We start from the raw sequence: 25,933 nt of genomic DNA on the forward strand, positions 1-25,933 counted from the left end.
GGTGAATTTCACCGCAATCTCGCGATTTTATCGGCGTTGTGTAAAGTCAATAATATAACGGAGAATTCAGAACCAAAGTCACAATGATGCTAGGTATTATGTAACTGGTTGATTATAGTGTAGTGATAACCAAGCCAGTCTATTGACGAGACAGACTGGCTGAAGGCGTGACAAACAATAAAAAGAGACAAGTGCGGTGATGGGGGATTATTCGCCGATTTTTTTGACCGATAGCGTCAATTCAAAGGTCGCCATAGGCTCATCCCCGTGTAAGCTTGGGCATGTGGCCACAATGGTGACAGGCTGATTAACGCGATGACCCGTTTCGATTGATTCACTGATCATCTGGTTAATCTTGTCTCCATCAAGACACGTAAACACCACGTCATCCTCTGGTCGTTTATGAAAATCAGCGTTGACGGATTTAAACGCTAAGCTAATTTTAACCCCGCGTTGCTCGGCCATGGCCATGGCAAGAAAGCCACCTGCGACATCAGCGCCAACTGCCAACGCGCCGAAATACATACTGTTGAGGTGGTTTTTGGTACGTCGCCCCAGCGGGATTCGCATCGTGACATGCTTATCGTCGATGGAGAGGATCTTGGGCCGACACCAACCGATCATGGGTACTTTTAAAAAGCCAAACAACGACAAATGTTGATTAGCGCGTGCTAACGGAGACGAGAACATAGACACTCCTTGTTATCTGGTCGTACCTGTTACGCTACCTTGGTGTTCAATTTGCCGTCAACATCTTGTTAACAAAGTTGTGGCCTAGTGCTTTATTTTTCAGAGGTTAGACGCCCATTGTCGGGATCAACCCATTAAATAGGGCACGGAGAATAATGGCGCAGGTTTTGGTGTCTGTGATTTGTCCATTTGCAACGAGCGCCTGTAACTGGGAAGGGCTCACCCAATAAGGCGCAATAAACTCATCGTCATCTAATTGCGTTTGGGTGGGAGTGAGCGCTTGGGCAATGTAAAAATACTGCACTTCATCGCAAAACCCGGGCACAGGGTGAGCGATGCCGAGAAAATGCCAGCGAGTCGCCACATAACCGGCCTCTTCTTCTAACTCTCTTTTGGCGGCTTCTAGCGGTGGCTCCTTCGCTTCCAGTGTGCCCGCAGGCGCTTCGATAATCCAATGATTGATGGCAGGACGAAATTGTTTGAGCAGCAGTATATTGCCATCTTCTGACAGAGGTAATATCACGGCGGCACCAGGGTGGCGTATGACGTGGTGTACGTGATGCAGACCATCAGGTGTTTGTGTATGGGTTTCCACCAAGCTGAGCTTTTTCCACTGGTAGCGTAGTGTGTCATTCATGTTAGCGTGGCTCTCCATTCGTGGCGTAATCAATATTTTTGGTGCGGTGTTTTTTGCTAAAGTATGATAGCATTCGCCGCCTTAATTGGCGTGTGAACGCCTTTTGCTTTTGATTGACCTTTGGAGTGATACCTTGCAATTTGACGATCTGGGACTCGATAGACGCTTACTATCGCTTATTGCCCACCGTGGATTTGAACAGCCAACAGACATTCAACGTCAAGCCATCCCCGTTGTAATGGCAGGCAAAGACTTACTGGCCTCTTCAAAAACAGGATCGGGGAAAACGCTGGCGTTTTTGTTGCCAGCTATGCAGCGTGTGTTGCGTTCTAAGCCCCTCAGTCGTCGCGATCCGCGTGTCTTGATCTTGGCGCCGACCCGTGAGCTAGCAAAACAGGTGTATGGTCAGCTGCGTATGTTGACCAGCGGCACCAGCCACAAACCGGCCTTGGTACTCGGTGGCGAGAATTTTAACGAGCAAGCGAAGGTGTTTCGCCAGTCGCCAACCTTTGTGGTCGCGACGCCAGGTCGATTAGCTGATCATCTTGAACAACGCCACTTGTCTTTGTCGGGATTGGAAATGCTGATTTTGGACGAAGCGGATCGTATGCTTGACTTGGGCTTTAAAGCGCAGCTCGACGCGGTTAACCAACATGCGGATCACCGTTTAAGGCAGACACTGATGTTTTCTGCCACTTTGGATCATCAGCAAGTGACAGACATCGCCGCGGGGATGCTCAAGTCTCCTAAACGTATTGCCGTAGGGGAAATTGAAGCGCTACATAGCGATATTGAGCAACATTTTGTGCTGAGTGATCACCTCGACCATAAACATGCGCTGCTTGAGGAACTGGTAAAAGCTAATGCGCATAAGCAAGTCATGATTTTTACCGCGACACGCGCTGACACAGAGCGTTTAGCTGAACGTTTTTCTCAGGCTGGCTACCAAGCGATTGCACTCWGTGGTGAATTGAACCAAGCCACACGCAGCCGGATCATGAACGAGTTTGAGCGTGGATTTCATGAGGTTTTGGTGACCACGGACGTGGCATCGCGAGGTTTGGATTTAATGAATGTGTCTTTGGTGATCAACTTTGATATGCCAAAGCATGCGGAAGAATACATTCATCGAGTAGGGCGTACCGGTCGTGCTGGGCAGCAAGGATTAGCTTACTCACTGGTAGGGCCTAAAGATTGGCGTAGTTTTAAAAATATCGAAGGTTTTTTACAGCAAAAACTCGACTTTACTAAGATTGAAGGCTTTGAAGGAAAGTTCAAAGGCTTTAAAGAGAAAAAAGCTGAAAAAGCAAAACCTTCAAGATCAGCTAAACCCAAAAAAGCACCCGTTAAGAACAAGAAAAAGGCGCCAAAAAAGCGAGATAGAAGCTTTTATACCAATGTGCCGGTTGGTGATGCGCCTTTGGTAAAAAAGAAGTCCAAACCTGAGTCTTAATCGAGCTGTAATGGCTGAGCGTGTTGGCGCTGACCATTAAACACTGACGCTTCCGCTATGCCAAATGGTGTAGCGGAACCTCTCGACTACGCAATATAACGATTGCTCTGCCACTTTACTGTTACTTTTAAGACATAGGCCGAGTATCAAACCTCTCTCCACGATTTATCTCTGTCTTTGCCTCAATATCGTGGCAACTTCCCTAGCTAAAGGCGTCATTGGTTAAATGTGATGTATCGCTAACAGTGAAAGCTGCGCTTTGTCGCACCACAAGGTGTTAAGTGATGAAACTTTATGCGTTCAACTGTCTAGTTGGCCAAAAAACTCACTTTTCTTTGCGTGAGATCGATTCTACGGCTGATTTTACAGTGATTTATCCGTAAACTACGTCCATCTGTTGGAAAGCGCTCATCCTTTGAACAACTTGAGCTGCTGGAAACGCGTATCACTCTGTCTATCATTTTTAAACTGGGAAAATTGCTGTGGAAACTGCACTGGTCGTTGCTTTTATCACTGCTGCGGCGTGGATTGTTCGCCGTGAACGTGCTGCACAATAATCTGCTGATTGAGCCCTTTTATACACACTCGTTTTATTCAGCAAAAATGAAAAGCCTTCTCCATGGAGAAGGCTTTTTTATGCTTACGTGTTTCGATGCTCGGCGTCAGTTGTCGTAATAGTCGCCGTCTGACACTTCATGAAAGTCTTCTACTTGGCTGGCGGCTTGGAAGTCAGCAGCAGGCTTGAGTTGACGTCGCCGTAACATCGTTACTTGCTCTTCCAAGCGATGAGCGGTTTCAATGTTGCCTTCTTGATAGGCTTCTTGGATTTTTCTTTCAAATTCATCAATACGTTGAGTCATCACCATCGTTATACCCTCCGACAGTTCCCACGCACAATCATAACGAGCATCGCTGTGGGAGTTCCACCACGCACTAAGACGCCCGCCTTGTAACAGCGATTACGTCCATACCTTAAACTTAGTTTAGATTGACAAGATAACCAGTGAGAGAGGTCACACTGGACGGTAACACAAGGGAGTGAGATGGTTACCGTTTGCTATTAATACAGGTATCTGACAGAAAAAATCAAGCGATTTTGTTCCAAGCCATTGGCACGCCACGTTGCGCCTAACGACAAGGTTTCAGTGGAGTGAAAGCGCCCGCCAATTTCCACTAAGCTGGTGGTGTCGTCTTGATCAAAAATGATAGAACCGACATACAAATTGGCCTCAATCGGTGGGGCTACCCAGCCGCGCAATCCGGCACCAATCACAGTGGCAAAATCACCGGTATCGTGCTTGTCGTCGTCTGGCCGCCGAAACCATGCACCTTCCAGCTCGCCATATACATCGACAAACTGGTTAATTGGGGCATGAAAGCCAACACCGCCCGAGGTATACCAGTCACCTTCGAATTGCGTATCTCCTTTAGCGACGAAGTGTGCGCCTTCCGTAAATGCAAAACGTCCCAACCCGCCAATTCCACTAGGATTTGCAAGGACGTTGACCTGAATATGGTTGTAATCAAAATTGGTCGCATGTGCAGCGGGTACGGACAGGGTCATGGCCAATAGTGCCGCTTTACTGAGGCGTGTGATCACAGCATTTACTCCATTTGCATTTAACATCAGTGTAATAGCTTCAACGCAGTCAGTGCAATAACTTAGCCGATCTTGCGCTCATATTTAAACCACAGCGCACATTGCGTGACTAATTCACGAGGATTGATGTGTCAATGTTTTGTTTGATTTAGGGTTTTACTATTGCGTAAAAAAATATTTGCACAAAAGAATGTGGCAGGTTAGCGTAGGAGTCGAATAACGAAAACGTGGCAATCAGCTACGTGAGTCAGCGACACGCAAACACAGGATTAGCCCATGAGTGTACACCCAACCGATGACGTTAGAATTGACCAAATAAAAGAACTCCTTCCACCTATCGCTGTACTAGAAAAATTTCCAGCGACCGAAGCGGCGGAACACACCGTATTTAATGCACGTCAGGCGATCCATAAGATCTTAAACGACCAAGACGATCGTTTGGTTGTCGTTGTAGGGCCTTGTTCTATTCACGACCCTAATGCTGCGCGCGACTACGCCAAAAAACTTAAACAGCTGCGTGAGACATTAAGTGCCGACTTGGAAGTGGTGATGCGGGTTTATTTTGAAAAGCCGCGCACGACGGTTGGTTGGAAAGGCCTGATTAATGACCCGTATTTAGACAACAGTTTCAAAATTAATGATGGGCTGCGACTAGGGCGTAACTTACTGCTAGATATTGCGGATTCTGGTTTGCCTGCGGCGGGTGAATTTCTTGACATGATCACGCCACAGTATATGGCCGATTTAATTAGTTGGGGCGCGATTGGGGCACGGACTACAGAGTCTCAGGTGCATCGCGAACTTGCCTCTGGGCTATCGTGTCCTGTTGGATTTAAAAATGGCACAGATGGGAATATCAAAATTGCCACGGATGCCATTCGCTCAGCGAGTTCACCGCACCAGTTTTTATCAGTGACCAAGTATGGACACTCTGCRATCGTCGCAACCGCAGGTAATGAGGATTGTCATCTGATTCTACGTGGAGGCAAAACGCCTAATTATTACGCGGGTGATGTCGATCAGATCTGTGGGGCGCTGGCTGATGCTGGGTTACGGCAAAAATTGATGATTGATTTGAGCCATGCCAATAGCAGCAAACAATATCAAAAGCAGAAAGACGTCAGCGAAGATGTGGCGGGGCAAATTGCAGCAGGCAACAAAGCCATCTTTGGTGTGATGATCGAGAGTCATCTCGTCGAAGGTCGCCAAGATTTAACGGACGGTCAGTCGCTTACCTATGGTCAAAGCATTACGGACGGTTGTATTGGTTGGGAAGATACGGAGAGAGTGCTCCATCAATTGGCGGCCTCTGTGCGTGCACGTCGTGAAAAGATGACGCCGCTCAGTGAATCCGCTTAATTGCGTCTGTTTAGTCACAAGAAGCCCCCAACCGGTGGGGGCGAATCATAGGGGTCAGTGCATGGCACTGGCCTTTCTTATTTTTGGAAAATAGCTTGAAACTCGCGTTTTAATCCAGGCTTTAAACGTGCTTGTTTCAGTTGCTTCGATAAACCTTTGACACAAGAGCTGAGCACATCATCAAGAATTTGCGCTTTGTAGTTGTCGCGCCCTTCATCAGACATATCACTTAAGTCAACCTTTTCGAGCTCGCTCAGCGCATCGATACCCGCATAGCTTTGACTTATGGCGACGAGTGCGTGAAATTGATCATAGTTGTCGAGAATGTTTTGCGCACTGGCAGGCAGTTTCTCCCACGCTTCTTTGACACTGGCACTGGACGCATCATGTACCGAGGCGATCATCGTGTACATGGCTTCAGGGGCTTGTTCATAACGAATCACGCATTGTAGCTCAGGAGAAAAGCTATCAAAGCTGACCGGGGATTGATTAGAGTCGGACATTCACAGGCTTCCTTACGACTGTTTCGAGGAGGGTGGATGAGCTTTTTTGTCTTTGCTTGCTTTATCGTCTGATCTTGCTTGTTCCGCTAAGGGTACCACTGTGTCTGTTGATAGAGTGGCACGGTTCTCACCAGCAAGAAGCCCACCTTTTTCAATGGTCAGTTGCTCGGTATTCAGTACGCCTTTCATCTTTCCCTGCGAGAGAATATCGATAGCGTCTGCATCACATTGCCCCTCTACTAAGCCATTGATGGTGATATGCTTAGCGTTGATGGTACCGCGAAAGTGGCCAGATGCTGAGATAACAACGGCGTTAGCCTGGGTTATATTGCCTTCCCCAAATCCATCAATTTGAATATCACCCTCAAGATCAATATCACCGACCACTTTACAGTTTCTGGCGACGATCGATAAGCCATGATTCGGGGTAGACTTTGAACTAAACAGACCCATGTCGTGCACTCCACATACATCATTTTGGTCAAGTATATCATTAGCTGTGCACAGATGGTGGCGCTCTGGTGTACAACCCGATGCGTAAGATGTGATCCTGCTACCAGTATTGGTGATCGTCGCCTCGGGTGGATTATTGCGCGGTTATCGGCGCAGTGATTGCTTGCACGACATTCAGTTGATATAACTCGATGAAATCGACTAAATGGGATCATCGCTATGTCAAGGACACTCTCACCGTATCAGCAACGTGTCATCGGTTGTTTACTTGAGAAAGAAGTCACCACCCCGGATCATTACCCGCTCACACTCAATGCGCTGACCACCGCCGTGAATCAAAAAAGCAACCGTGATCCTGTCTATGAGATGGCCGATTCAGAGGTATTAGATATCGTAGAGACCTTGATTGAGATGCGTCTGGTTAGCCCGCAAGAGGGCAGCGGTGGGCGTGTTGCCAAGTATCAACATCGTTTCTGTAATACACAATTTGGCGACCTAACCCTCAGTGAGCCACAGAAAGCGATCCTTTGTGTCATGTTATTGCGAGGCGCTCAGACGCCCGGGGAGTTGAGAACCCGTACACAGCGCCTCTATGCCTTTAATCGTGTCGAAGATGTCGAGCGCACATTGGCTGACATGATTACGTCAAACTGGGTAAAAAAATTGCCGCGTGAGGCTGGGAAGCGCGAGTCGCGCTATCAACACCTATTTACTGACGGCGTTAATATGCCGGCGAACTCAGCACCGCAAGCGGAACCAGAACCGACCACCGATGCCTCTTTGGTGACGCGAGTGGGTGCGTTGGAGCAAGAAGTGGCGGAACTACGTCAGATGTTAGAGGCTGTTTTGGAGCGATAACACCTATGGATACGCCTTGGTTTGTTTATTTGATTCGAACGCGCCAAGGGCAGCTTTACTGTGGCGTAACAACGGATGTTAGCCGCCGGTTGATACAACATCGCCAAGGTAAAGGTGCACGTGCGCTACGAGGGAAAGGACCGCTGTCACTGGCGTGGCAATCGCAACCGATGGAAAAGCGAACGGCGATGCAGCGCGAATGGCAAATAAAGCAATGGCCGAAGCAGCGTAAGGAAGCGCTATGTGCACGCTTTTGTTGTGTGCGTGACAATGGTGTTGATTAATTAAATAAACGAGTGATGGGTTGTGATTGCGTGAGGAGCGCAGTCAACTGATGGATATTCATTGAGGGGTAATAAAGGTGCCCCTGCGCATAGCGGCACCCCAGGTCAAACAAAAAGTCACGTTGATCTTCACGTTCCACACCTTCTGCGACCACTTTTAATTTCAGCAATTGCGCCATGTTAATGACGGCTTGGCAAATCACGATATCGTCTTTGCAGTGAGGCAGATCGGCGACAAAACTGCGATCGATTTTGACGGTGTCCACCGGGAAATGCTTAAGATAGGCCAGAGATGAGTATCCGGTGCCAAAATCGTCAATCGCCAAAGAAACACCTGCTGCCGCGAGTGTGTGTAAGGTATGTTGGTTTTGGCTAAGGTTCTCAATGAAAACTTGTTCTGTCAGTTCAATTTGCACACGTTCGGGCGGGACTTGATGGCGTTCAATGGCGCGCAGAATGGTATCAGCAAGGAAGCTGTCTTGAAATTCATGCCCAGAGATATTTATCGCGATAAATGGGGGTGCACAGTGCTGCGCCAGCAAGGTTGCATAGGTCTCTAATGCCTCATTGACCACCCAAGTGCCTAACTGCCGCATAAGCCCAGTGTCTTCTGCGGTGCGGACGATGGTATCTGGCGAAATCACCGCGCCCTCTGTATCTTGCCAGCGTACCAGGGCTTCAATCCCCGCAATGCTGTGATCTTTTAGATCGATTTGTGGCTGAAAATGTAAGCTCAACTCGTTACCTTGAATCGCTTTGCGGATGGCGTACTCGGTATCCTTTTTCTGATGCAGGTGGTCTCGCATTGCCATTTGAAACACCACGACTCTGTGATGAGAGAGTTGACGAGCGCGATGCGCCGCGGTGTCTGCGTGACGCAACAGTTCCTGAGCGGGCATGGAGGCATCGTAGCGATAACTAATGCCGACGGCACAGGTCACAATAATCTCCTCTGCGTCGTGGAAGAAGGGCTGCTCAATGGCTTTTCGGATCTGTTTCGCGTAAATCTCCGCTTTTAGCGGTGAAAGCTCGCTGCCGACAATCGCGAATTGGTCGTCGCTGATTTTGGCAATATAGTCATCGGTTTGCCTCACGCGTTGTAGACGTTGTGCCAATTCAACTAAAAGCTGGTCATGCACCGCTTGCCCGTACAAATCATTAATCTCTTTCAAATTATCAATGTCCACACAGATTAACGCCAGATCGTGGGGGTGCGCGTTAGATTCATGTACACGCTGCTGAATATAGCGAGTGAGGGCATGACGGTTGGGCAGGTACGTCAAGGCGTCGTGATTCGCGATAAAATGTAGCTGCTGCTCGACGTCTTTGCGTTGCTCAATTTCATTTTTTAAATAGTCAATCGTGGTCTGCGCCGCCCGGCGAGACATCAAATTCACCTCAGCTAAATACAACGCGACGCCCAATAAAAGAGCCACAAGCATGCCGGCGATATAAATCAGAATGGGTAATGAGATAAATTGACTGGCGCCTGGCTCTTGCCAAAGCGCGAGCTGCATAGCGGGTTGCGTGCCTGCTAAGGTTAAAGGTGCCGACCCAACCGCGGCAAACGGCGAGATGGTGTCACCAAGCAACACGGTGTCGTTTGCCCACCGGGTCATGGTGAGGTGTTGATGTTTATTGAGATAGTCGGACGCAACCTCGCCAACAAGCGCGTCAAGATTAACGACTGCGCCAAGATAGTAACTTGGCGCGGCGCGGCTATGACTGTAAATCGGGTAAGCAATTCGCCAACGGGTGAGATCGGGCTGATCCGTTTCAAGCTGGCCCTCTGGCTCGCCCACTACGTCAAACGAAAAACGCGGTTTATTATGGCTGGTATCTGCGTGTGTTTGCCAACTTATTTCCTTTCGACTGTCCGCCCAAAACAATGATGAAATATAGGCACTGTCTTGTTGGGTTTGTTGCACCAAAGCTTGCCATGTCGAGAAGGTCGAGGGCACATCCAACTCGATGTTACTGGCTAATGAACTAAGCCGTGTGAGTTGGGTATTAATGCTGCGTTCGACGGCGCTGGACAAGGCTTGAACTTCCACATTGAGAAGCTTTTCTGTGCGTTGCGCTTGTTGTGACTGGGCAGCCTGATACAACAAAAACGTCGCGACGAGCACACCAAAACAGACGAGCGCGATGAAAATGATCGCACGGCCACGAGGCTGTGCCGACCGCCTGGCAAGTGTGAGTGGATCCTCGTTGTGATCATTGAATGTTGATAAAGGCATAGGGCCTGCGCGTAAGGCTTATGGTGACAACCAGATAGTTCCAGTGTAGTGCTAAGAATGGGGGATTGCGCGTATCAATACTGAGACAGTGATCGGCCGCTTGCTGCCAACAAAATCTCGGCGTTAACCCAGTAACTGACGTGGATGCGACAGGGCACTTACTTGTACAAATAATTTTTTTTGTACAATTTTGATCTATCTTCTACTCTTAGTTGTACAACATATTATAAATGTACAACTCCGTAGCCGATGCTGCGCGGTCAGTGTAGAGGTGAGACATGTCATTCCCTGTAGGTGTTAGCGCCTGTGTTATTGGCGAAAAAGTACGATTTGACAGTGGTCATAAGCGTAGCCCATTTGTCACCAAAGAGTTGGCACCGTATGTCGACTTCGTGCCAGTGTGCCCTGAAGTCGGGATTGGACTCCCGGTGCCGCGTCCCGCTATTCGGTTAGTCGACAAAGGCGATCTATCAGTGAGGTTGGTGGAAACCAAAGATCAGCAAAAAGACTACACCGAAAAAATGACAGCGTTCAGTGAACAAAAAGCGGAAGAGCTCGCTCACAAAGCACTGCGTGGCTACATTGTCTGTGCCAAGTCACCGACCTGTGGCATGGAGCGGGTGAAAGTCTACCGCGAGAATGGTTACGCCTCAGATATTTCCGGGGTAGGGCTTTACACGCAGGCACTGATGGCGCGCATGCCTTGGTTGCCTGTTGAAGAAGACGGCCGGCTTAACGATCCTATTCTCAAAGAGAACTTTGTTTTTCGGCTATTTGCGCTTGATGATCTTTACAAGAGTGTCGAGCAAGGGGTGACCAAGAAAGCCCTCGTTGATTTCCACTCGCGCTATAAGTTGGTACTGATGGCGCATTCGCCCGAAAAATACCGTGAACTGGGGCGATTTATGGCCAACATCGGCCATTATGACCTTGATCGTTTTTTCGAACAGTACCGCACCGCGTTTATGCAAGCCATTGCCATTCGTGCGACGCGTAAAAAACACACCAACGTGTTAATGCACCTGCAAGGCTATTTTAAAAACAACCTCGATAAACGCCAGAAAGCTGAGTTAGCGAATCTTATCCATGCGTATCGTCAGGGCACCATGCCCTTATTGGCACCGCTGACATTGATTTCGCATCATCTTCATAATCACCCTGATGAGTACTTAGCTAACCAAGCTTATCTCAAGCCTTATCCTGATGCGCTGAGGCTTCGCTATGGCCTATAAGACGCCTCATACTCTAACTATCAGTCAGGTAGCGGATCAAACAGGGGTTAACCCCGTGACATTGCGTGCTTGGCAGCGACGTTATGGATTGCTTGCGCCTGAGCGAACGGCCAAGGGACATCGGCTTTATCGCCAAGAAGATGTAGAGACTATCGCTCATATTCTCCAGTGGTTAGACAAAGGCGTGCCTATTAGCAAGGTCAAACCTCTGCTTGCTCACAGTCCCACGTCGGCCGAGGCGGAAGATGGCAGCGTGGCACAAGAGCTGATTGACTGTATTCATACATTCTCAGTCAAACGGCTTGGGAAAGCCCTGGATATGATTTTAAAAGAGTACCCCTTTTATTGGCTAGTTGAACATGCCTTTACACCGGTCGACCAATGGTTAGGTGACGAAGGTGAAGCGGTTCGTGTATTGCAGCGCGACCTGTGGCAAAGCGCCGTGATTGACCGATGCAGAACGGCGCTGGCGGCGAATGCCAAACGGCATGCCCAGTCTCGATGCTGGCTTGTCTCATTAACGGTAACCAGCGAATACCAACGCGTGCTTATGGCGATGGCACTCAACGAGAAGGGTTACAGTGTCACAATATTATCCAGTCCGCATCAACAATTGAATTTGGTGGTTGAGGTGATGCGCGAGCAGGGGGTGACAACATTGGCCTTAATGGCTAATCGTCGTCTCGATCGCGCCCAAATCAATCAAGTACGCCTTTGTCTTGCTCAAAATGACATTGACGTTGTGAGCCAAGCTTTTATCTGCTCCGTACACGGTGACGAGCTCGAAGAACTTAAGGAGAACAAAACGTTATGCATCTAGTCTGGTTTCGGCGCGATTTACGTGGGCTGGATAACCGTGCGTTGAGCGCAGCCAGCGAAGCGTCCGTTCCCGTGGTCGGGATATTTATTGAGACACCGGAACAGTGGGCATCGCACCATCTTGCCCCCAAACAAGCGGGCCTTATCAAAGCACGGCTAGAGGCGTTACGTGAAGAGCTTCGCGCGCAAAACATTCCGTTGGTGGTTGAACGTGCGGCTGATTTTTCTCAATCGGCGGAAAAAGTGGCTGACTATGCCCACCGCATTGGTGCAGCAGCGGTATTTGCCAACAAGGAGTACGAGCTCAATGAAAGCAAGCGTGATGAACAGGCGCGCGTGGCGTTAGCGGACAAAGGCATCGCATGGTATGCCTATGATGACCGCAATTTGTTTGCACCGGACACCATAAAATCGGGAAAAGGTGAACCGTATAAGGTGTTTACTCCCTTTAAAAAGGCTTGCTTACGTGCCTTAGACGGCATGGATGCCTCACCGCGCCAAAAGCCACCTAAACGCGAGATAAATTCGGCCGTCGACGCGATCTTTTCACAGCTTAAACCGATTCACTTTGATTATCCGACAGAGGATGTCTCCGACTGGGCGTCTGATGAGAAAGGGATCCTCGCGCACATGCGTCGTTACTGCCGCGAGCAAGTGGCTGATTATAAAAGACAGCGTGACTTTCCCGCTGTTGATGCCACCAGTCAACTTTCTCCTTATTTAGCCATTGGCGCGTTATCCCCACGTCAATGCTTGGCACGTTTACAAGAAGAGCATGCCGATTGGCGCGAGCCCGATACAGGGGCAGCCACCTGGCTTTCGGAACTTATTTGGCGTGATTTCTATCAGGAAGTGAGTGCGCAAAATCCGGCAATCAGCAAAAAGTATAGCTTTTTAGCTTGGGGCGAGTCAGTGGTATGGGATAACGACCTTACCTTGTTTGAGGCGTGGAAGGCGGGCAAAACGGGCTTTCCCATTGTTGATGCGGCCATGCACCAGCTTAATCAAACGGGCTGGATGCACAACCGATTGAGAATGATTGTGGCCAGCTTTTTGACCAAAGATCTGCTTATCGATTGGCGCTGGGGAGAAGACTACTTCATGTCCAAGCTGATTGATGGCGATTTTGCCTCCAACAACGGGGGCTGGCAATGGTCTGCGTCGGTAGGGACCGATGCTCAACCTTACTTTCGGATCTTTAATCCCACCACACAGGGAGAGCGTTTTGATAGCGATGGGCGCTTTATTCGTCGCTGGCTACCGGCGCTTAAACAGGTGCCGGGCAAGCATATTCACCAGCCTTGGCAATGGGCAGATCACTACGCCCAGACGCTAGATTATCCGCGTCCGGTGGTGGATCACGCCACTCAGCGCAAAAAGGCGCTGGCTATTTTTGAAGCGGCGAAGAATCAGCCTCAGGAGCAAACACCATGACTCGCTCCCCAACCCATGTCGGTGTGTCGCAATTTGTGACGACCTATCAAGCGCTTAATAAAGATAACTTGTCATCACTGGCGACGATTTATCACCCCAAGATTGTGTTTGTCGACCCAGCGCATGAGATAACCGGCTTAGAAGCGTTTATCCAGTATTTTTCGCTGCTGTACGAAAACGTGACCGATTGTCAATTTCATATACACACGACCGCGGTAGACGGAGACGATGCCTTTGTGACCTGGACCATGATGTTATCGCATCCCAAGTTGGATGGGGGGAAAACGCGACAAGTTCAGGGCTGCTCTCACTTACGTTTTTATGACGGCAAAATCATTCGCCATCGTGATTACTTCGACTTAGGTGAAATGCTGTACGAGGCGCTGCCTGTGATAGGTCGCCTGCTCAAACATATCAAAACGAGGCTAGGACAATGAAACACGTATTGATCACCGGCGCCACGTCGGGAATTGGTGAGCAATTGGCAAGAGACTATGCACGTCAAGGTTGGCAGGTAACGGCCTGTGGCCGAAACCAAGACAAGCTCAACACCATGGCTCGCGATCACGCATCATTAGACGCATTGGCGTTTGATGCCACGGATGGCGAACAAACGCATCAAGCGCTGAGTAACCTAAGCGTCTTTCCCGATTTAATTATTCTAAATGCTGGGACGTGTGAATATATCGACCATGGCAAAGTCGATGTGGCGCTGTTTAAACGCGTTTTTGAGATCAATGTCTTCGGCGTCCTCCACTGTATTGAAGCGCTACAGAGTCGGTTCACCCACAGTACGCATCTTGCCATTGTCGGCTCGTCGGCCAGTTACATGCCGCTGCCACGTGCGGAGGCATACGGCGGATCGAAGGCGGCGATTAGCTACATAGCCAACACCTTATCGGCAGATCTGGCGCAACAAGGAGTGACGGTGTCACTTGTTTCGCCAGGGTTTGTAAAGACACCACTGACAGACCAAAACGACTTTGCGATGCCAATGCGCATCACGGTGGAGCAAGCATCGGCGGCGATTCAACAAGGATTGGCAAAAGGAAAAACGGAAATACATTTTCCGCGAAAATTTACCTTTATTCTCAAGTTTCTCGCGCTATTGCCTATGGCCTGGCAGCGAGCTCTCGCACGACGTATGACAAGGAACTAAATCATGAAAATTGCCATCATCGGCTCAGGCATTGCCGGTTTGACGTGTGCTCATTATCTCAATAAACAGCATGACATCACCTTGTTTGAAGCGAATGATTATTTGGGGGGCCACACGGCCACGGTCGATGTCGACGTCGCCAGTGGACAGTACGCGATTGATACCGGCTTTATCGTTTTTAACGATCGCACATACCCAAATTATGAACGTTTACTCAATGAGATCGGTGTAGGTCGTCAACCTTCTCAGATGAGCTTTAGTGTTCGCAATGATGCGAATGGACTGGAGTATAACGGGCATAGCCTGTCCTCGTTATTTGCGCAGAAGCGTAATGTCATCAATGTACGCTTCTACCGCTTTTTGGCGGAGATCATGCGATTCAATCGCCTCGCGCGCGACGCACATGAAACGGGTGAAGCGGAGCGGCAAGGCGCACTCAATACCCTAGGCGATTTTCTCAATCAACATGGGTTCAGTGATTATTTTTGTCAAAACTATATTCTCCCCATGGGCGCGGCTATCTGGTCATCTACCTTGTCGGATATGCGTGGCTTCCCCTTGGCGTTCTTTTTGCGTTTTTTCCAAAACCACGGCCTGTTGGATATCGCGAATCGACCGCAATGGTATGTGATCCCCGGAGGCTCACGTGAGTACGTTAAAAAGCTCACGCCTGCCTTTGAGGATAAGATCCATCTGAATTCACCCGTGACAAAGGTCCGCCGGACCCCTGATACGGTGTGGGTGACGACAGAAGCCGGTGAGCAGGCGTTTGAGCAGGTGATTTTTGCCTGTCACAGTGACCAAGCCTTGGCCATGCTGGCCGATCCCAGTGAAGCGGAACAACAGGTGCTTGGGGCGATTCCCTATCAAGACAATGAGGTTGTGCTTCACACTGATACGTCGCTGTTGCCTAAGCGTCAAGGCGCGTGGGCGAGTTGGAATTATCATTTACCGTTGTCAGACAAAATAGACACAGAACCAGCGGCTTTGACCTACAATATGAATATATTGCAGTCAATTCAGGCGCCTGAGACATTTTGCGTGACGTTAAATCAAACCGACAGGATCGAGCCGAGTAAAATTCTTAAGCAATTTGTCTATGCTCACCCCGTGTTTAATACCGACAGTGTTGCCGCACAGCAGCAGCGCCATCGGGTTAATGGCCAGCAACGCAGCTGGTTCTGTGGCGCCTATTGGTATAACGGCTTTCACGAGGATGGTGTGCGGAGTGCGCTTGATGTCGTGGAGGGGATCAATTCGTGAGTGAGTCGGTTTCAGCACTAAATAGCGGGTTGTATGTCGGGCAAGTGCGGCATCGGCGTTTTAGCCCGGTAAAACACACGTTCAATTACTCGGTGTTTATGCCTGTGATTGATCTTGATGAGCTTAGTTTGCTGGCATCACAGGTCAAAGGTTTTCGCTTGGGCAAGTGGGGGTTAGCTGCCTTTGATCATCGCGATTATTTGAATGGACAAGCCGACACCAAATCGGCATGCATCGATAAGGTTCAGGAACTGACGGGCGAGCGCATTGAGGGGAAAGTGTATGCGTTGTGCCAGCTACGTTATTTGGGCGTGTATTTCAGTCCAGCCAACTTTTATTACCTCTATGACCAAGCCCATAACTGGCGTTATTTATTAGCCGAAGTGAGTAATACCCCGTGGGGAGAGCGGCATTATTATGCCGTGCCTGCGGGTCAGCGGTATGAGCATGACAAAGCGTTTCATGTCTCACCGTTTAATCCCATTAAGCAACGTTATCACTGGCGTCTTCGCCCTTTAGGTACGCGGGTTCACTTGCACCTCGAGGCTCACCGACAACAGAAAGAATTCGACGCCACACTTGGACTGCAGCGACGTCCATTTACATCAAAAACACTGAGTAAGTTATTGATCCGGACGCCGATGGAAACAGTAAAAGTTGTCATTGGTATTTATTGGCAAGCGCTCAAACTTTGGATAAAGGGCGCACCGTTTTATCCGCACCCGAGTGCGAAGAAGGAGTAATTATGTCTGCAACGGACGTACCTCAGAGTCAACGCACACTGACACGTAAAGAGCACTACGCTAAACAGTTGGTTTATACCCTGCTAGCACATGTTGATGAAGCGTGTATCTCGCTGGTTGATGAGCAGGGCCAAACCTTACAGTGTGGTGATCCTCAGGCACAATTACATGCATCCGTGCTGGTACACGACCCACGTTTTTACACCCGGATTTTAACCGGTGGTAGCATTGCGGCGGCCGAGGCTTACATCGATGGTTGGTGGGAATCACCGAATTTGACCGACGTAATTCGCGTATTTGCTCGCAACCTTCCTGCTATCGACAGAATTGAAAAGCACACTGGCTGGCTGGTGGGACTAGGGAACAAGCTTGCTCACTGGCGCAATCGCAATGAAAAAGAGACTGCGCGCCGCAATATCGCAGCACATTATGACCTCGGCAACGACTTGTACCGTCATTTTCTTGATGAGCAAATGCTGTATTCCAGTGCTATTTACACTGATAAAGAAATGACCCTAGAGCAAGCCCAAGTGGAAAAGATGGACCGGCTGTGCCGACAGCTGGCGCTGACCTCTAACGATCATTTGCTCGAGATTGGCACTGGCTGGGGAGGAATGGCGGTCTACGCGGCTAAGCATTACGGTTGCCGCGTGACCACCACCACGATTTCACAAGAGCAATATGCTTGGGCAAAAGCCTGTGTCGAGCGAGAAGGGCTGGAAGATAAGATCACGCTGCTACAAAAAGACTACCGCGATCTGACCGGTGAATACGATAAACTGGTATCGATTGAAATGATTGAAGCGGTGGGGAAAGAGTATCTAGATACCTTTGTCCGTCAATGTCAGTCATTGCTTAAGCCCAGTGGTTTAATGGCCATCCAAGCGATCACCATTGCTGATCAGCGCTACGAGCATTACAGCCGTAACGTCGACTTTATTCAAAAGCATATTTTCCCCGGAGGGTTTTTACCCTCAGTGAGCGTATTGTTGTCTCACCTCACCGCTCAAACCGATTTTGTGATCAGAGATCTAAAAGACATCGGCTTGGATTACGCACAAACCTTGGCTGATTGGCACACACGCTTCAATCAGCAGACGGAGGTACTGCGCGATTACGGCTATGACGATCGTTTTGCACGTTTGTGGCGCTATTACTTTTGTTATTGTGAGGGCGGCTTTAAGGAACGTACGATCAGTGCGGTCCAGCTACTCCTAAGCCGTCCTGCTTGGCGAGAGGCATAATCTGTGCGCTTTGTCGTTATCTCTTTATTGTTCAATGTTTACTGGTTTTCGGCGGCGCTTGGCCCGCCGAGCTTTCAGTGGTTAATGGTCGCGATGCTACTGGGCGCGATTCTTTATGACCGCAGCGTGATGTGGGCCATTGCCGTGCTTACGCCCGTTGGGTTGGTTGGAGATAGCTTATTACTCCACACACAGTGGTTGGCTGTTGAGGCCGAGTACGTTGTGATGCCGCTGTGGCTACTATTACTCTGGCTAGGGTTTTGCAGCTTTGCGTGGTTAATGCGTGAGCTTATCCTCGCACGCGCATTTTGGTTTATGGCGGCGCTGGGCAGTTTGGGTGGCGCAAGCAGTTACTGGGCAGGAGAGCGTTTAGGGGTTTTAAGCTTCCCAGAGTCCATATGGGTCACTGGCGCGGTGCTGATTGGCACTTGGTTAGTCTACAGCATCATCCTGATTAATCTGATGCAATGGCTGCAACACCAGTTAGATGTCCGTTCTGCCGCGACAAGGAGAGAGCCATGAATAAGTGGGTGAAACACCTTGTATTAATGCTCGCGCTCGCAACGCCTTACGCCACCATGGGGGCGACCTCGTCTTCAATGACATGGCAAAGCTGGCCACAAGTTGGCGAAGCGACGCTAACTTGGGGCTGGTGGACGATATATCAGTCATCACTGCGCTCACCGACCGGGCGTTATCAAGCGCAAGCGCCTCATGCTTTAGTGATTACCTACGCGCGCGATATCAGTGACGAACGACTGATGAAAGCAACAAACGATCAATGGGAGCACTTGGGCTTTTCGGAAGCACAACGAACGCGTTGGCAACAAGCGCTGGACAACGCATGGGGAGAGATAACAGAGGGCGATCGTCTTGCGTTTGTTCGCCACGCGCAAAAGGGCGTTTTTTACGCTCAGCCAAAAGGGAAAGACTGGGAAGAGACCTTGACGGTCAAGGACATCGAGTTGGCAGATGCCTTTCTCGCAATCTGGTTATCAGAAGACACTGACTATCCAGATCATCGTCGAGCATTATTAGGAGAAACGCCATGAGACAAGTGACGCAGACGATAGGCAAAATTCTGACGGTATTGGTGAGTGCTTTGCTATTGGCGGCGTGCTCTGCCGACATTGAAGACTATCAAGGGCGCAAGCCAGACTTTAACTTGTTTGAGTACTTTGAGGGACAAACAAAAGCGTGGGGCATGGTACAAGATTTTACCGGCGAGCAAACCCGACGCTTCGTTGTCGATATCGACGGTGTGGTAGAAGGCGACACACTGACACTGGATGAATCCTTTGTGTATGCTGATGGCGAAACGCAAACCCGGGTTTGGACGATTAAACGTCACTCTGATGGCACTTACACGGGGACGGCGGGCGATATCGTCGGGACAGCAACAGGTGTTGTGGCGGGCAATGCGCTTAATTGGCGTTATGATTTAGTGGTTCCCGTCGGCGATAGCGAATATCAGCTTCACTTTGATGACTGGATGTTTCGGCAAGACCAAGATCGCCTTTTTAACGTTACTTCAATGCGCAAGTGGGGGATTGAAGTAGGCAAAGTCACGCTGTTTTTTGAGCGGGTGGAGCAATAGTTCGCGAATACGACGAGTCAGAGGCGTTAACCAACACCTCTGGCCAAACCGATTGCGCGTTGAATAATCCAGCGCAGCAGCTTGGGAATGGGGGCTTTTAACTCATTCTCGGTATAGGCGATGATCGCCAACGCGGCGTCAGGCTTGGCATAGCGTTTTAAGGCTTTGGCGATAATACGTTTGTCATTCATGTGGGGCTGTTGACTGGTGACGCCGGCCATGTCGCGAAACAAAGGCTCATAGCCGTTGTTGTACAAGTAGTGCTCAATATCTCTATCAGGCAGCACGGTTAAACGCGCGCCCTCTGGTTGATGCTCTATTTGCCCGCGCGCCGTCGCAGCGTACTTCTTACCAGCCATATCACCATCCGCCACCAAATGCCATTCAATACCTAATGCTTTTGCAGCCTTGATAAGCGGGCGTAATCCACTTTGGGCAAACTCGATAAGGTGTACACCCTCTGCAGCTAAGTCATAACCTTGCAATCGCGCTAGCTCGTTAAACAGCCATATCTCCGTTTCTCCTTCCACCAGCAACCAGCAGCGTGCAAATAGCGCACTGGGTCGGTGAAAACGGACATGGAAGGTCACGCGGCGGCGCTCGTCTTTGCTAAGAAGGTGAGGCGGTACTTGGTGGCTATGCGTTTCAGTGGGGTGTCGCACCAGTCGGCGAATATGATCCAGTTGTACGCCCGCGAGCAAGTCACCGCTGTTTGTGGTGAGCAACTTTTGCATCGGCATCAACTGAATCAAGCGCCACGCTTGATTCAGTAAGGTTGGATGAAGTCGCCCTTCTGGATCTTCAAATAACATCACTGGCCGCGCATTACGTTTGAGCTGTTTTGGCCCGCGCGCCCGGACAAATGCACTCAATAAACCCATGAGCACGAGCCGACTTTGATTAGAGGTATTGGCGGCCACCGCTTCGAGCGGGTGCATTTGGTTATGAGTGATGGCTAATGCACCCGGGGCATGAATGGGATAAGGATCGCGGTCATGCTCGTAGGCGGCAAAATAGTGATCGAGCAATTGACGCATGGCATGCAGGCCACTTTTTATCTCGCCTTTATTCACATGGCCGGGCATCATCAACAGGCGGCGATAGGTGTTGTCTAACCGCTGCTCAAGGCGGGTGTTATCTTTTGTCACTGCTTGCCCAGGCACGCGCATGCGTCTGGCATCACGCACACGAACAACTGGGTGAATTTGCATTAGGTGGCTGGCGAGCGCGTCGCTGTCTGCTTGCTCAATAATATCGCCTTGTGAGGATAAAAACTCTCTCCGTACCGCGACTTTACTTTCTTGGATGGTGGCGCTTAAGCAATAATCAAGGGTTCGACACCCCGCGTTGTTCCCATTCCAAACGGGTTTAAAACGACGATAGCGGCGCGCTTTATGCTCACCGGGGAAGCTCTCTTGCCAGCGAAGGATGATTTGAAACTGTTGTTCAGGCAAGACACCTAAGACATGGTCAACGTGAAAGTCCGACCGTTTAAACTGGGGTTTATCGCCACTTGGGTGCAATGCAATTTCTAGCGCATCAAGCAGAGACGATTTTCCCCATGCGTTTTCACCGATTAAAACGGTCAGCTCATCTACTTGCAGTGACAGGCGATTGATACCACGAAAGCCTGCTATTTCAATTCGGTCTAGTCTCATCGTCACCTCTGTTTTACAGTATGACACCTTCACTAAAAAGGAAACCAAACCCGTGATGGTTTTGTGCTATATGCCTGATTTATTGCATTTAAGCGAGCGCATGTTAGCGCCAGATTTGCGATATGGCGGTGAGCCAAACCCTGATATAGTGTTTAACATGAGTTATCTCGCCCCGAATGGGCAACGACTAAGAGACCGTCATGCTATCATTTGAAGCTTTGCAAGTGCTTGATGCCATTGAGAGAAAAGGAAGTTTTGCCGCGGCAGCTGAATCATTGAATCGTGCGCCATCATCGCTGAGCTATCAGGTTCAGAAGTTGGAAGACGAGCTCGGTTTAGTCATCTTTGACCGTTCAGGGCATCGTGCAACCTTCACCGATGCCGGGTATTTATTAGTTGAACGCGGGCGCATGCTGTTGAACGCAGCAGATGAAATGGTGGCCGACGCCGCTTCTCTGGCGCATGGTTGGGAATTAGAAATTTGCTTAGCGTATGACGGGTTATTTAAAAGCCATTTCTTCTTTCCCTTGATTGAGCGCTTGGCGAAAAAAAGTAATACACGCCTTAAGCTGTCGGAACAAATATTGGCAGGATGTTGGGAAGCGCTGGCTCAAGACCGCACCGATGTGTTGGTGGCACCCATTCCCGACACAGTGCCGCAGGGCATCAAAGTTCAGCCTTTGGGCGATATGAGTGCCTACTGGGTGGCAGCGCCCGACCATCCTATTCACAAAGAAGCGCGTCCCGTAGAGCCTGATGTACGAGCCAAATATCGCGGGGTGGCGGTGGCGGATACCGCGCGAGGTATGCAACCTAAAACCTTCAATGTGTTAGAAGACCAACCACGGCTTACTGTCAGCTCAATGCACGATAAGTACGCAGCCATCTTAAACGGACAAGGGATCGGTACCTTACCTTGGTTCTGGATACAAGATGACCTTAATACGGGTCGTTTGAAACGTTTAAAAGGCGGAGAGCCATTCGAGTTAACGCTCGGGCTGGCGTGGAAACGCAACCGAATGGGCAATGCTAAGTCATGGTTAGTACGCCAGCTTCCCAAGCTACTTGAACCCTACTTACAAGCTGGGGATATGCCTATTGCTGACAAGTCGATGAAATAGGGGGACGCTCGCTCGTCTTTAGCCGCGATCAGTGAGTCCGATCGCACGGCGTACGAACACAGTCGAAGACCGCCGAGACGCTCTTAATCGTTAATCGGCGGGTTTGGGTGCAAAGACAGTTGCATATCGACAATGCCATCTTCCATTTGCACATCAATACTAAAACCACATTTTTGTGCCAATGCGATCATCCCACGGTTATTGGGCATGGTCATCCCGGTGATCCGCGACAACCCCGCTTGACGACCATAATCGATGATGGCTTGCATGAGAACGCGACCTAACCCCACTCCTTTTAGGTCGGAGCGCACGAGCACGGCAAACTCAGCGTCGGTGTTTTGTGGGTCAGCCAGCAAGCGTGCTACCCCCCAAATTTCTTCTTCGCCAGACGCAAGATGACAAGTAGCCACGAGTGCCATTTCACGGTCATAATCAATTTGGGTTAAATTAGCGAGCGCTTCATGGTTGAGCTCGCCGACGTCAGAAAAAAATCGACGATACAAATCTTCTTCGGACACTTTTTCTACGAAGGCTTTGTGCGTCGGCTCGTCTTCGGGGAGGATGGGGCGCAGCAGAATGGTCTGCCCGTTTTTGAGCTGGATAGACTGCTCAAGCTCTTTCGGATAGGGGCGTATCGCTAACCGCTTTTGTTGACTACCTGCGTAATCGCGCAATCGTAGGGATGCATCCAAAATAGTCAGCTCATTGCCAGACACCAATAAAGGATGAATATCGAGTTCATCAATTTCGGGACAATCAATGATCATCTGTGACAGGGTCACTAAAAAGCGACACAAACTGGCAATATCAATGGAGATCGGAAAACCACGTTGTTTGATTTTGCCGCTCTTTATCGCGCCAATGACCAGATAACGTGCCAATGCCATGTTTAATGGCGGGATCGCAACGGCGGCATCTTTGGTCACATCCCAATCCGAGCCTCCCTCACCCAGAAGAATAATGGTACCAAATACGGGATCGTTGCTGATGGTGACCCGCAACTCTTGCGCGCCAGCGCGGGAAGCCATGGATTGAACAAGTAAGCCTTGAATTCGAGCCTCTGGGAACGTGACCGCGACGCGATCAACAATTGCTTGGGCGGCATTTGCGACTTCAGCGCCGGTGCGTAGATTGAGCATCACGCCTTGTACATCGGATTTATGGCGAATATCTGGGGAGCGGAGTTTTACCGCCACAGGATAGCCGACTTGCTCGGCAATTTGTGCCGCCTCGACGGAATCGGTGGCGAGCCATGTCGATATCACTTGCATGCCATAGGCTTCGAGCAAGGGACGGACTTCATGGGTGGTTAAGGTCAAATGCTCGATATCTTCTGCTTGATCGATAAAGGCGCGAGCGGCGGGCAAGTCGTAGTCCATACTCCCGGTTGAGGTGGGCGTTTCCATTAATTGCTTTTGATTGCGCCTGTATTCTACAAGGTGCATGTAGGCGGTGACGGCGCTTTCGGGTGTGCGATAGGTCGGGAACCCGGCGTGGGTAAAAGCGAGACGCGCGACCGTGGCATCATCGCCTTCGCCTTGCCAGTTGGTCAGAATATTGAATCGACGCGCGCGCGGGTTTTCTTTGAGTGAATGGATTATGGCCTTAGCGGTCGCTAGTCCTGGTGCCGTGACAGAAGGAGAGTGCATGATGAGCACGGCATCGGCATCGTCACTGTTTAGTACGATATCAATCACCGCTTGATATCTTTGCATGTCGGCGTCACCAACAATGTCAATGGGGTTAGTTTGCGACCAACTTTTGGGAAGGACCTGGTGCAATGCGTCGAGCGTCTGCTCGCTGAGCGTGGCCAGTTTGCCACCGGCATCCATGAGCGTATCGACGGCCATCACCGCCGGCCCACCCCCATTGGTAATAATCGCAAGGCGTTCTCCGCGAAGTGGTACCGAGTGAGAAAGCGTTTCAACAGCGGCAAAAAGCTCGTGGGTATTGTTGACACGTAGCATCCCAGAGCGGCGAATAGCCGCATCATAAGCGGCATCTAAGCCAATGTTGGTATGACTGAGCTGCTCGAGTGCAACAGAGCCACCTCGTGTGCGGCCACTTTTAAGCACGAGAATTCGTCGATTACGGGCTGCGGCACGAGCAGCTGATATAAATCGGCGCGCGTCGCGTATAGAGTCGACATACAGCAAAATGGCGTCGGTTTTGCTGTCGCGACAAAGAAAATCGAGTAACTCTGGGAAGTCGATATCGCTCGCTTCACCGAGCGAGATAAAGGTGGAAAAGCCGATGCGTTTGTTCCGCGCCCAATCTAAGATGGTGGTACAAACGGCGGCTGATTGAGACACAAAGGCAATATTGCCTTTATTGGCGGGTACTGGCGCAAACGACGCATTGAGATTGAGCCAAGGTAAGATCATGCCAAGGCTATTGGGACCGAGCACCCGCATGGTATATTTCGCCGCAATCTGTTGCATAGCGTCATACTGACTTACCCCCTCAGCATTTAATTGCCCCCGCATTCCCGCTGCTAGCACAATCACGAGCTTTACTCCGCGCTCGCCAAGCTGCTCAATAAGAGGAGGCGTGATCTCGCCACGCGTACAGAGGATGGCCAAATCAGGCACCAAGGGGAGATCAGCCACTGTTTTGTAGGCCAAGATACCGGCGACCGCTTGGTATTTGGGTGTCACGGGCATGATAGGGCCTTGGAAACCGCCGGATTGCAAATTGCGTGTAACAACGTAGCCTGCACGACCACTGTGATCAGAGGCGCCCACCACCGCGATGGACTTTGGCTTGAGGAGTTGATCGATACCGGCCATGATGCCCTCCGTTGGTTTGACGAGTGCTTGCTTGTGGTGCGCAATGGCGCAAGCGTGTTCACAAGCCAGTTTATCGGTTCGCGCTTGAATTCAACGGTTTTTTTTAACGCAATGTGATCTCGGCATGGCAGAAAGTGAACCGTGAGATAGACTAAAAAACGACGTTTAACATGACTATCTGTGAGCTGTAGCCGGAAACCTCGTGCAAGAGGATAACTTTTGGTTGAATGGCTACTGGGTCGGGGGCACAATGAAGCAAACTTGGATAACTGACAGAATCACAATGAAAAAATTGGGCTTACTGGCCATCGCGATACTGCTAACTGGGTGCAGTAGCGGTGGCGTTACCACTGAAATCTACAGTCAGACAATTGAATCAACTGACAAGCGCGATACCGCGCAAACGGCAGACGCCGAGCCAATGATGAACACGGCCAAGCCTGAGCCGAAGCCGGCACCGAAAAAGCAAACGGTGAAATCAGCGACGCAAGGCGCTGGGTATACCATCCAAGTCGTTGCCCTTAGCCATGATAGAGGGTTCAGTGATTATGCCAAACGGCTTCCGAGCGACCAGCCATTGTGGAGCAACAAAAAAATGGTAGATGGTTTGCCTTGGTACACCTTGTTGTATGGTGAGTACCCAAGCCGTGATGCGGCCAAGCGTGCGATTAAAGCGCTGCCACAAACGATTCAGCAATATGGTCCTTTTGTACGCGATATTGGTAAAATAAAACGGTCTTCAACACCTGAGATGATCCGCGTAAATTAATTCGCAAATTGGTGTGGTTGAAAAGAGC

General features: G+C 50.0%; 26 protein-coding genes. 17 read left to right on the forward strand and 9 right to left on the reverse strand.

The annotated features are described in order from the left end of the window. Nucleotides 1-207: 207 nt before the first annotated feature. Nucleotides 208-690, reverse strand: a complete 483-nt coding sequence (locus BZG73_RS07080; protein WP_046075817.1) for a PaaI family thioesterase — start codon at nucleotides 688-690, stop codon at nucleotides 208-210. 106 nt (nucleotides 691-796) lie between these two features. Then, nucleotides 797-1,327, reverse strand: a complete 531-nt coding sequence (locus BZG73_RS07085; protein WP_158075280.1) for an NUDIX hydrolase — start codon at nucleotides 1,325-1,327, stop codon at nucleotides 797-799. Between the two features lie 133 nt (nucleotides 1,328-1,460). Here BZG73_RS07085 and BZG73_RS07090 point away from each other — a divergent pair, with 133 nt between their 5' ends. Then, nucleotides 1,461-2,780, forward strand: coding sequence for a DEAD/DEAH box helicase (locus tag BZG73_RS07090; protein WP_077667985.1), 1,320 nt, complete (start codon nucleotides 1,461-1,463; stop codon nucleotides 2,778-2,780). A gap of 662 nt (nucleotides 2,781-3,442) precedes the next feature. On the opposite strand, the gene BZG73_RS07095 is transcribed toward BZG73_RS07090, so the two are convergent. Next, nucleotides 3,443-3,640 carry a hypothetical protein gene (locus tag BZG73_RS07095; RefSeq protein WP_131825352.1) on the reverse strand — a complete coding sequence of 66 codons (198 nt, stop codon included), beginning with the start codon at nucleotides 3,638-3,640 and terminating at the stop codon, nucleotides 3,443-3,445. A gap of 200 nt (nucleotides 3,641-3,840) precedes the next feature. Then, on the reverse strand, nucleotides 3,841-4,380 hold the full coding sequence (locus tag BZG73_RS07100; RefSeq protein ID WP_231637467.1) for a hypothetical protein: 540 nt from the start codon (nucleotides 4,378-4,380) through the stop codon (nucleotides 3,841-3,843). A 276-nt stretch (nucleotides 4,381-4,656) separates the two neighbouring features. Between BZG73_RS07100 and aroG the strand changes: the two genes are divergently transcribed. Next, nucleotides 4,657-5,739: a 3-deoxy-7-phosphoheptulonate synthase AroG gene (gene aroG, locus BZG73_RS07105; RefSeq protein WP_077667954.1), complete on the forward strand. Its 1,083-nt coding sequence runs from the start codon at nucleotides 4,657-4,659 to the stop codon at nucleotides 5,737-5,739. Between the two features lie 77 nt (nucleotides 5,740-5,816). On the opposite strand, the gene BZG73_RS07110 is transcribed toward aroG, so the two are convergent. After that, nucleotides 5,817-6,242, reverse strand: a complete 426-nt coding sequence (locus BZG73_RS07110) for a DUF3069 domain-containing protein (protein WP_077667955.1) — start codon at nucleotides 6,240-6,242, stop codon at nucleotides 5,817-5,819. Nucleotides 6,243-6,254: 12 nt separating this feature from the next. Beyond that, a complete protein-coding gene (locus tag BZG73_RS07115) occupies nucleotides 6,255-6,695 on the reverse strand; it encodes a bactofilin family protein (protein ID WP_046075823.1) in 441 nt (146 codons plus the stop codon). Nucleotides 6,696-6,914: 219 nt separating this feature from the next. On the opposite strand from BZG73_RS07115, the gene BZG73_RS07120 reads away from it, so the two are divergent. Beyond that, entirely contained in the window at nucleotides 6,915-7,553 is a 639-nt protein-coding gene (locus tag BZG73_RS07120; protein WP_046075824.1) for a YceH family protein, read from the forward strand. A gap of 5 nt (nucleotides 7,554-7,558) precedes the next feature. Then, on the forward strand, nucleotides 7,559-7,837 hold the full coding sequence (locus tag BZG73_RS07125) for a GIY-YIG nuclease family protein (protein WP_077579121.1): 279 nt from the start codon (nucleotides 7,559-7,561) through the stop codon (nucleotides 7,835-7,837). Here the strand turns inward: BZG73_RS07125 and BZG73_RS07130 are convergent. After that, nucleotides 7,834-10,077, reverse strand: coding sequence for a putative bifunctional diguanylate cyclase/phosphodiesterase (locus BZG73_RS07130; protein WP_077667956.1), 2,244 nt, complete (start codon nucleotides 10,075-10,077; stop codon nucleotides 7,834-7,836). The genes BZG73_RS07125 and BZG73_RS07130 overlap by 4 nt on opposite strands. Nucleotides 10,078-10,355: 278 nt before the next feature. On the opposite strand from BZG73_RS07130, the gene BZG73_RS07135 reads away from it, so the two are divergent. Genes BZG73_RS07135 through BZG73_RS07185 form a run of 11 tightly spaced genes read left to right on the forward strand, consistent with a single transcriptional unit; the run spans nucleotide 10,356 to nucleotide 19,568 of the window. Continuing rightward, nucleotides 10,356-11,309, forward strand: a complete 954-nt coding sequence (locus tag BZG73_RS07135) for a YbgA family protein (protein WP_077667957.1) — start codon at nucleotides 10,356-10,358, stop codon at nucleotides 11,307-11,309. Further along, on the forward strand, nucleotides 11,299-12,129 hold the full coding sequence (locus BZG73_RS07140; RefSeq protein WP_077667958.1) for a MerR family transcriptional regulator: 831 nt from the start codon (nucleotides 11,299-11,301) through the stop codon (nucleotides 12,127-12,129). Before BZG73_RS07135 ends, BZG73_RS07140 begins: the two co-directional genes overlap by 11 nt. After that, nucleotides 12,120-13,562, forward strand: a complete 1,443-nt coding sequence (phrB, locus tag BZG73_RS07145; protein ID WP_077667959.1) for a deoxyribodipyrimidine photo-lyase — start codon at nucleotides 12,120-12,122, stop codon at nucleotides 13,560-13,562. The genes BZG73_RS07140 and phrB overlap by 10 nt, the downstream gene beginning before the upstream one ends. Beyond that, on the forward strand, nucleotides 13,559-13,999 hold the full coding sequence (locus tag BZG73_RS07150; RefSeq protein WP_074214723.1) for a nuclear transport factor 2 family protein: 441 nt from the start codon (nucleotides 13,559-13,561) through the stop codon (nucleotides 13,997-13,999). Before phrB ends, BZG73_RS07150 begins: the two co-directional genes overlap by 4 nt. Continuing rightward, entirely contained in the window at nucleotides 13,996-14,721 is a 726-nt protein-coding gene (locus BZG73_RS07155; RefSeq protein WP_077667960.1) for an SDR family NAD(P)-dependent oxidoreductase, read from the forward strand. Before BZG73_RS07150 ends, BZG73_RS07155 begins: the two co-directional genes overlap by 4 nt. A gap of 3 nt (nucleotides 14,722-14,724) precedes the next feature. Continuing rightward, nucleotides 14,725-15,984, forward strand: coding sequence for an NAD(P)/FAD-dependent oxidoreductase (locus BZG73_RS07160; RefSeq protein WP_077667961.1), 1,260 nt, complete (start codon nucleotides 14,725-14,727; stop codon nucleotides 15,982-15,984). Then, on the forward strand, nucleotides 15,981-16,727 hold the full coding sequence (locus tag BZG73_RS07165) for a DUF1365 domain-containing protein (protein WP_077667962.1): 747 nt from the start codon (nucleotides 15,981-15,983) through the stop codon (nucleotides 16,725-16,727). Before BZG73_RS07160 ends, BZG73_RS07165 begins: the two co-directional genes overlap by 4 nt. Before the next feature lie 2 nt (nucleotides 16,728-16,729). After that, nucleotides 16,730-17,971 carry an SAM-dependent methyltransferase gene (locus BZG73_RS07170; RefSeq protein WP_077606600.1) on the forward strand — a complete coding sequence of 414 codons (1,242 nt, stop codon included), beginning with the start codon at nucleotides 16,730-16,732 and terminating at the stop codon, nucleotides 17,969-17,971. A 3-nt stretch (nucleotides 17,972-17,974) separates the two neighbouring features. After that, nucleotides 17,975-18,493 carry a DUF2878 family protein gene (locus BZG73_RS07175; RefSeq protein WP_077667963.1) on the forward strand — a complete coding sequence of 173 codons (519 nt, stop codon included), beginning with the start codon at nucleotides 17,975-17,977 and terminating at the stop codon, nucleotides 18,491-18,493. Continuing rightward, complete coding sequence (locus BZG73_RS07180; RefSeq protein WP_077667964.1) at nucleotides 18,490-19,023, forward strand: chalcone isomerase family protein; 534 nt, start codon at nucleotides 18,490-18,492, stop codon at nucleotides 19,021-19,023. Before BZG73_RS07175 ends, BZG73_RS07180 begins: the two co-directional genes overlap by 4 nt. After that, nucleotides 19,020-19,568, forward strand: a complete 549-nt coding sequence (locus tag BZG73_RS07185; RefSeq protein WP_101494482.1) for a DUF3833 domain-containing protein — start codon at nucleotides 19,020-19,022, stop codon at nucleotides 19,566-19,568. The genes BZG73_RS07180 and BZG73_RS07185 overlap by 4 nt, the downstream gene beginning before the upstream one ends. Before the next feature lie 26 nt (nucleotides 19,569-19,594). On the opposite strand, the gene BZG73_RS07190 is transcribed toward BZG73_RS07185, so the two are convergent. Then, entirely contained in the window at nucleotides 19,595-21,226 is a 1,632-nt protein-coding gene (locus BZG73_RS07190) for a DUF2813 domain-containing protein (protein ID WP_077667965.1), read from the reverse strand. Between the two features lie 200 nt (nucleotides 21,227-21,426). On the opposite strand from BZG73_RS07190, the gene BZG73_RS07195 reads away from it, so the two are divergent. Further along, complete coding sequence (locus BZG73_RS07195) at nucleotides 21,427-22,347, forward strand: LysR family transcriptional regulator (protein ID WP_046075835.1); 921 nt, start codon at nucleotides 21,427-21,429, stop codon at nucleotides 22,345-22,347. 83 nt (nucleotides 22,348-22,430) lie between these two features. Here the strand turns inward: BZG73_RS07195 and BZG73_RS07200 are convergent, their stop codons facing one another. Beyond that, complete coding sequence (locus BZG73_RS07200; protein WP_077666674.1) at nucleotides 22,431-25,136, reverse strand: bifunctional acetate--CoA ligase family protein/GNAT family N-acetyltransferase; 2,706 nt, start codon at nucleotides 25,134-25,136, stop codon at nucleotides 22,431-22,433. 283 nt (nucleotides 25,137-25,419) lie between these two features. Here BZG73_RS07200 and BZG73_RS07205 point away from each other — a divergent pair, with 283 nt between their 5' ends. Beyond that, nucleotides 25,420-25,905, forward strand: a complete 486-nt coding sequence (locus BZG73_RS07205) for an SPOR domain-containing protein (protein WP_167369751.1) — start codon at nucleotides 25,420-25,422, stop codon at nucleotides 25,903-25,905. Nucleotides 25,906-25,933: the final 28 nt, after the last annotated feature.

It is taken from the genome of Salinivibrio siamensis (genome assembly GCF_001996005.1).
GTDB lineage: Bacteria > Pseudomonadota > Gammaproteobacteria > Enterobacterales > Vibrionaceae > Salinivibrio > Salinivibrio siamensis.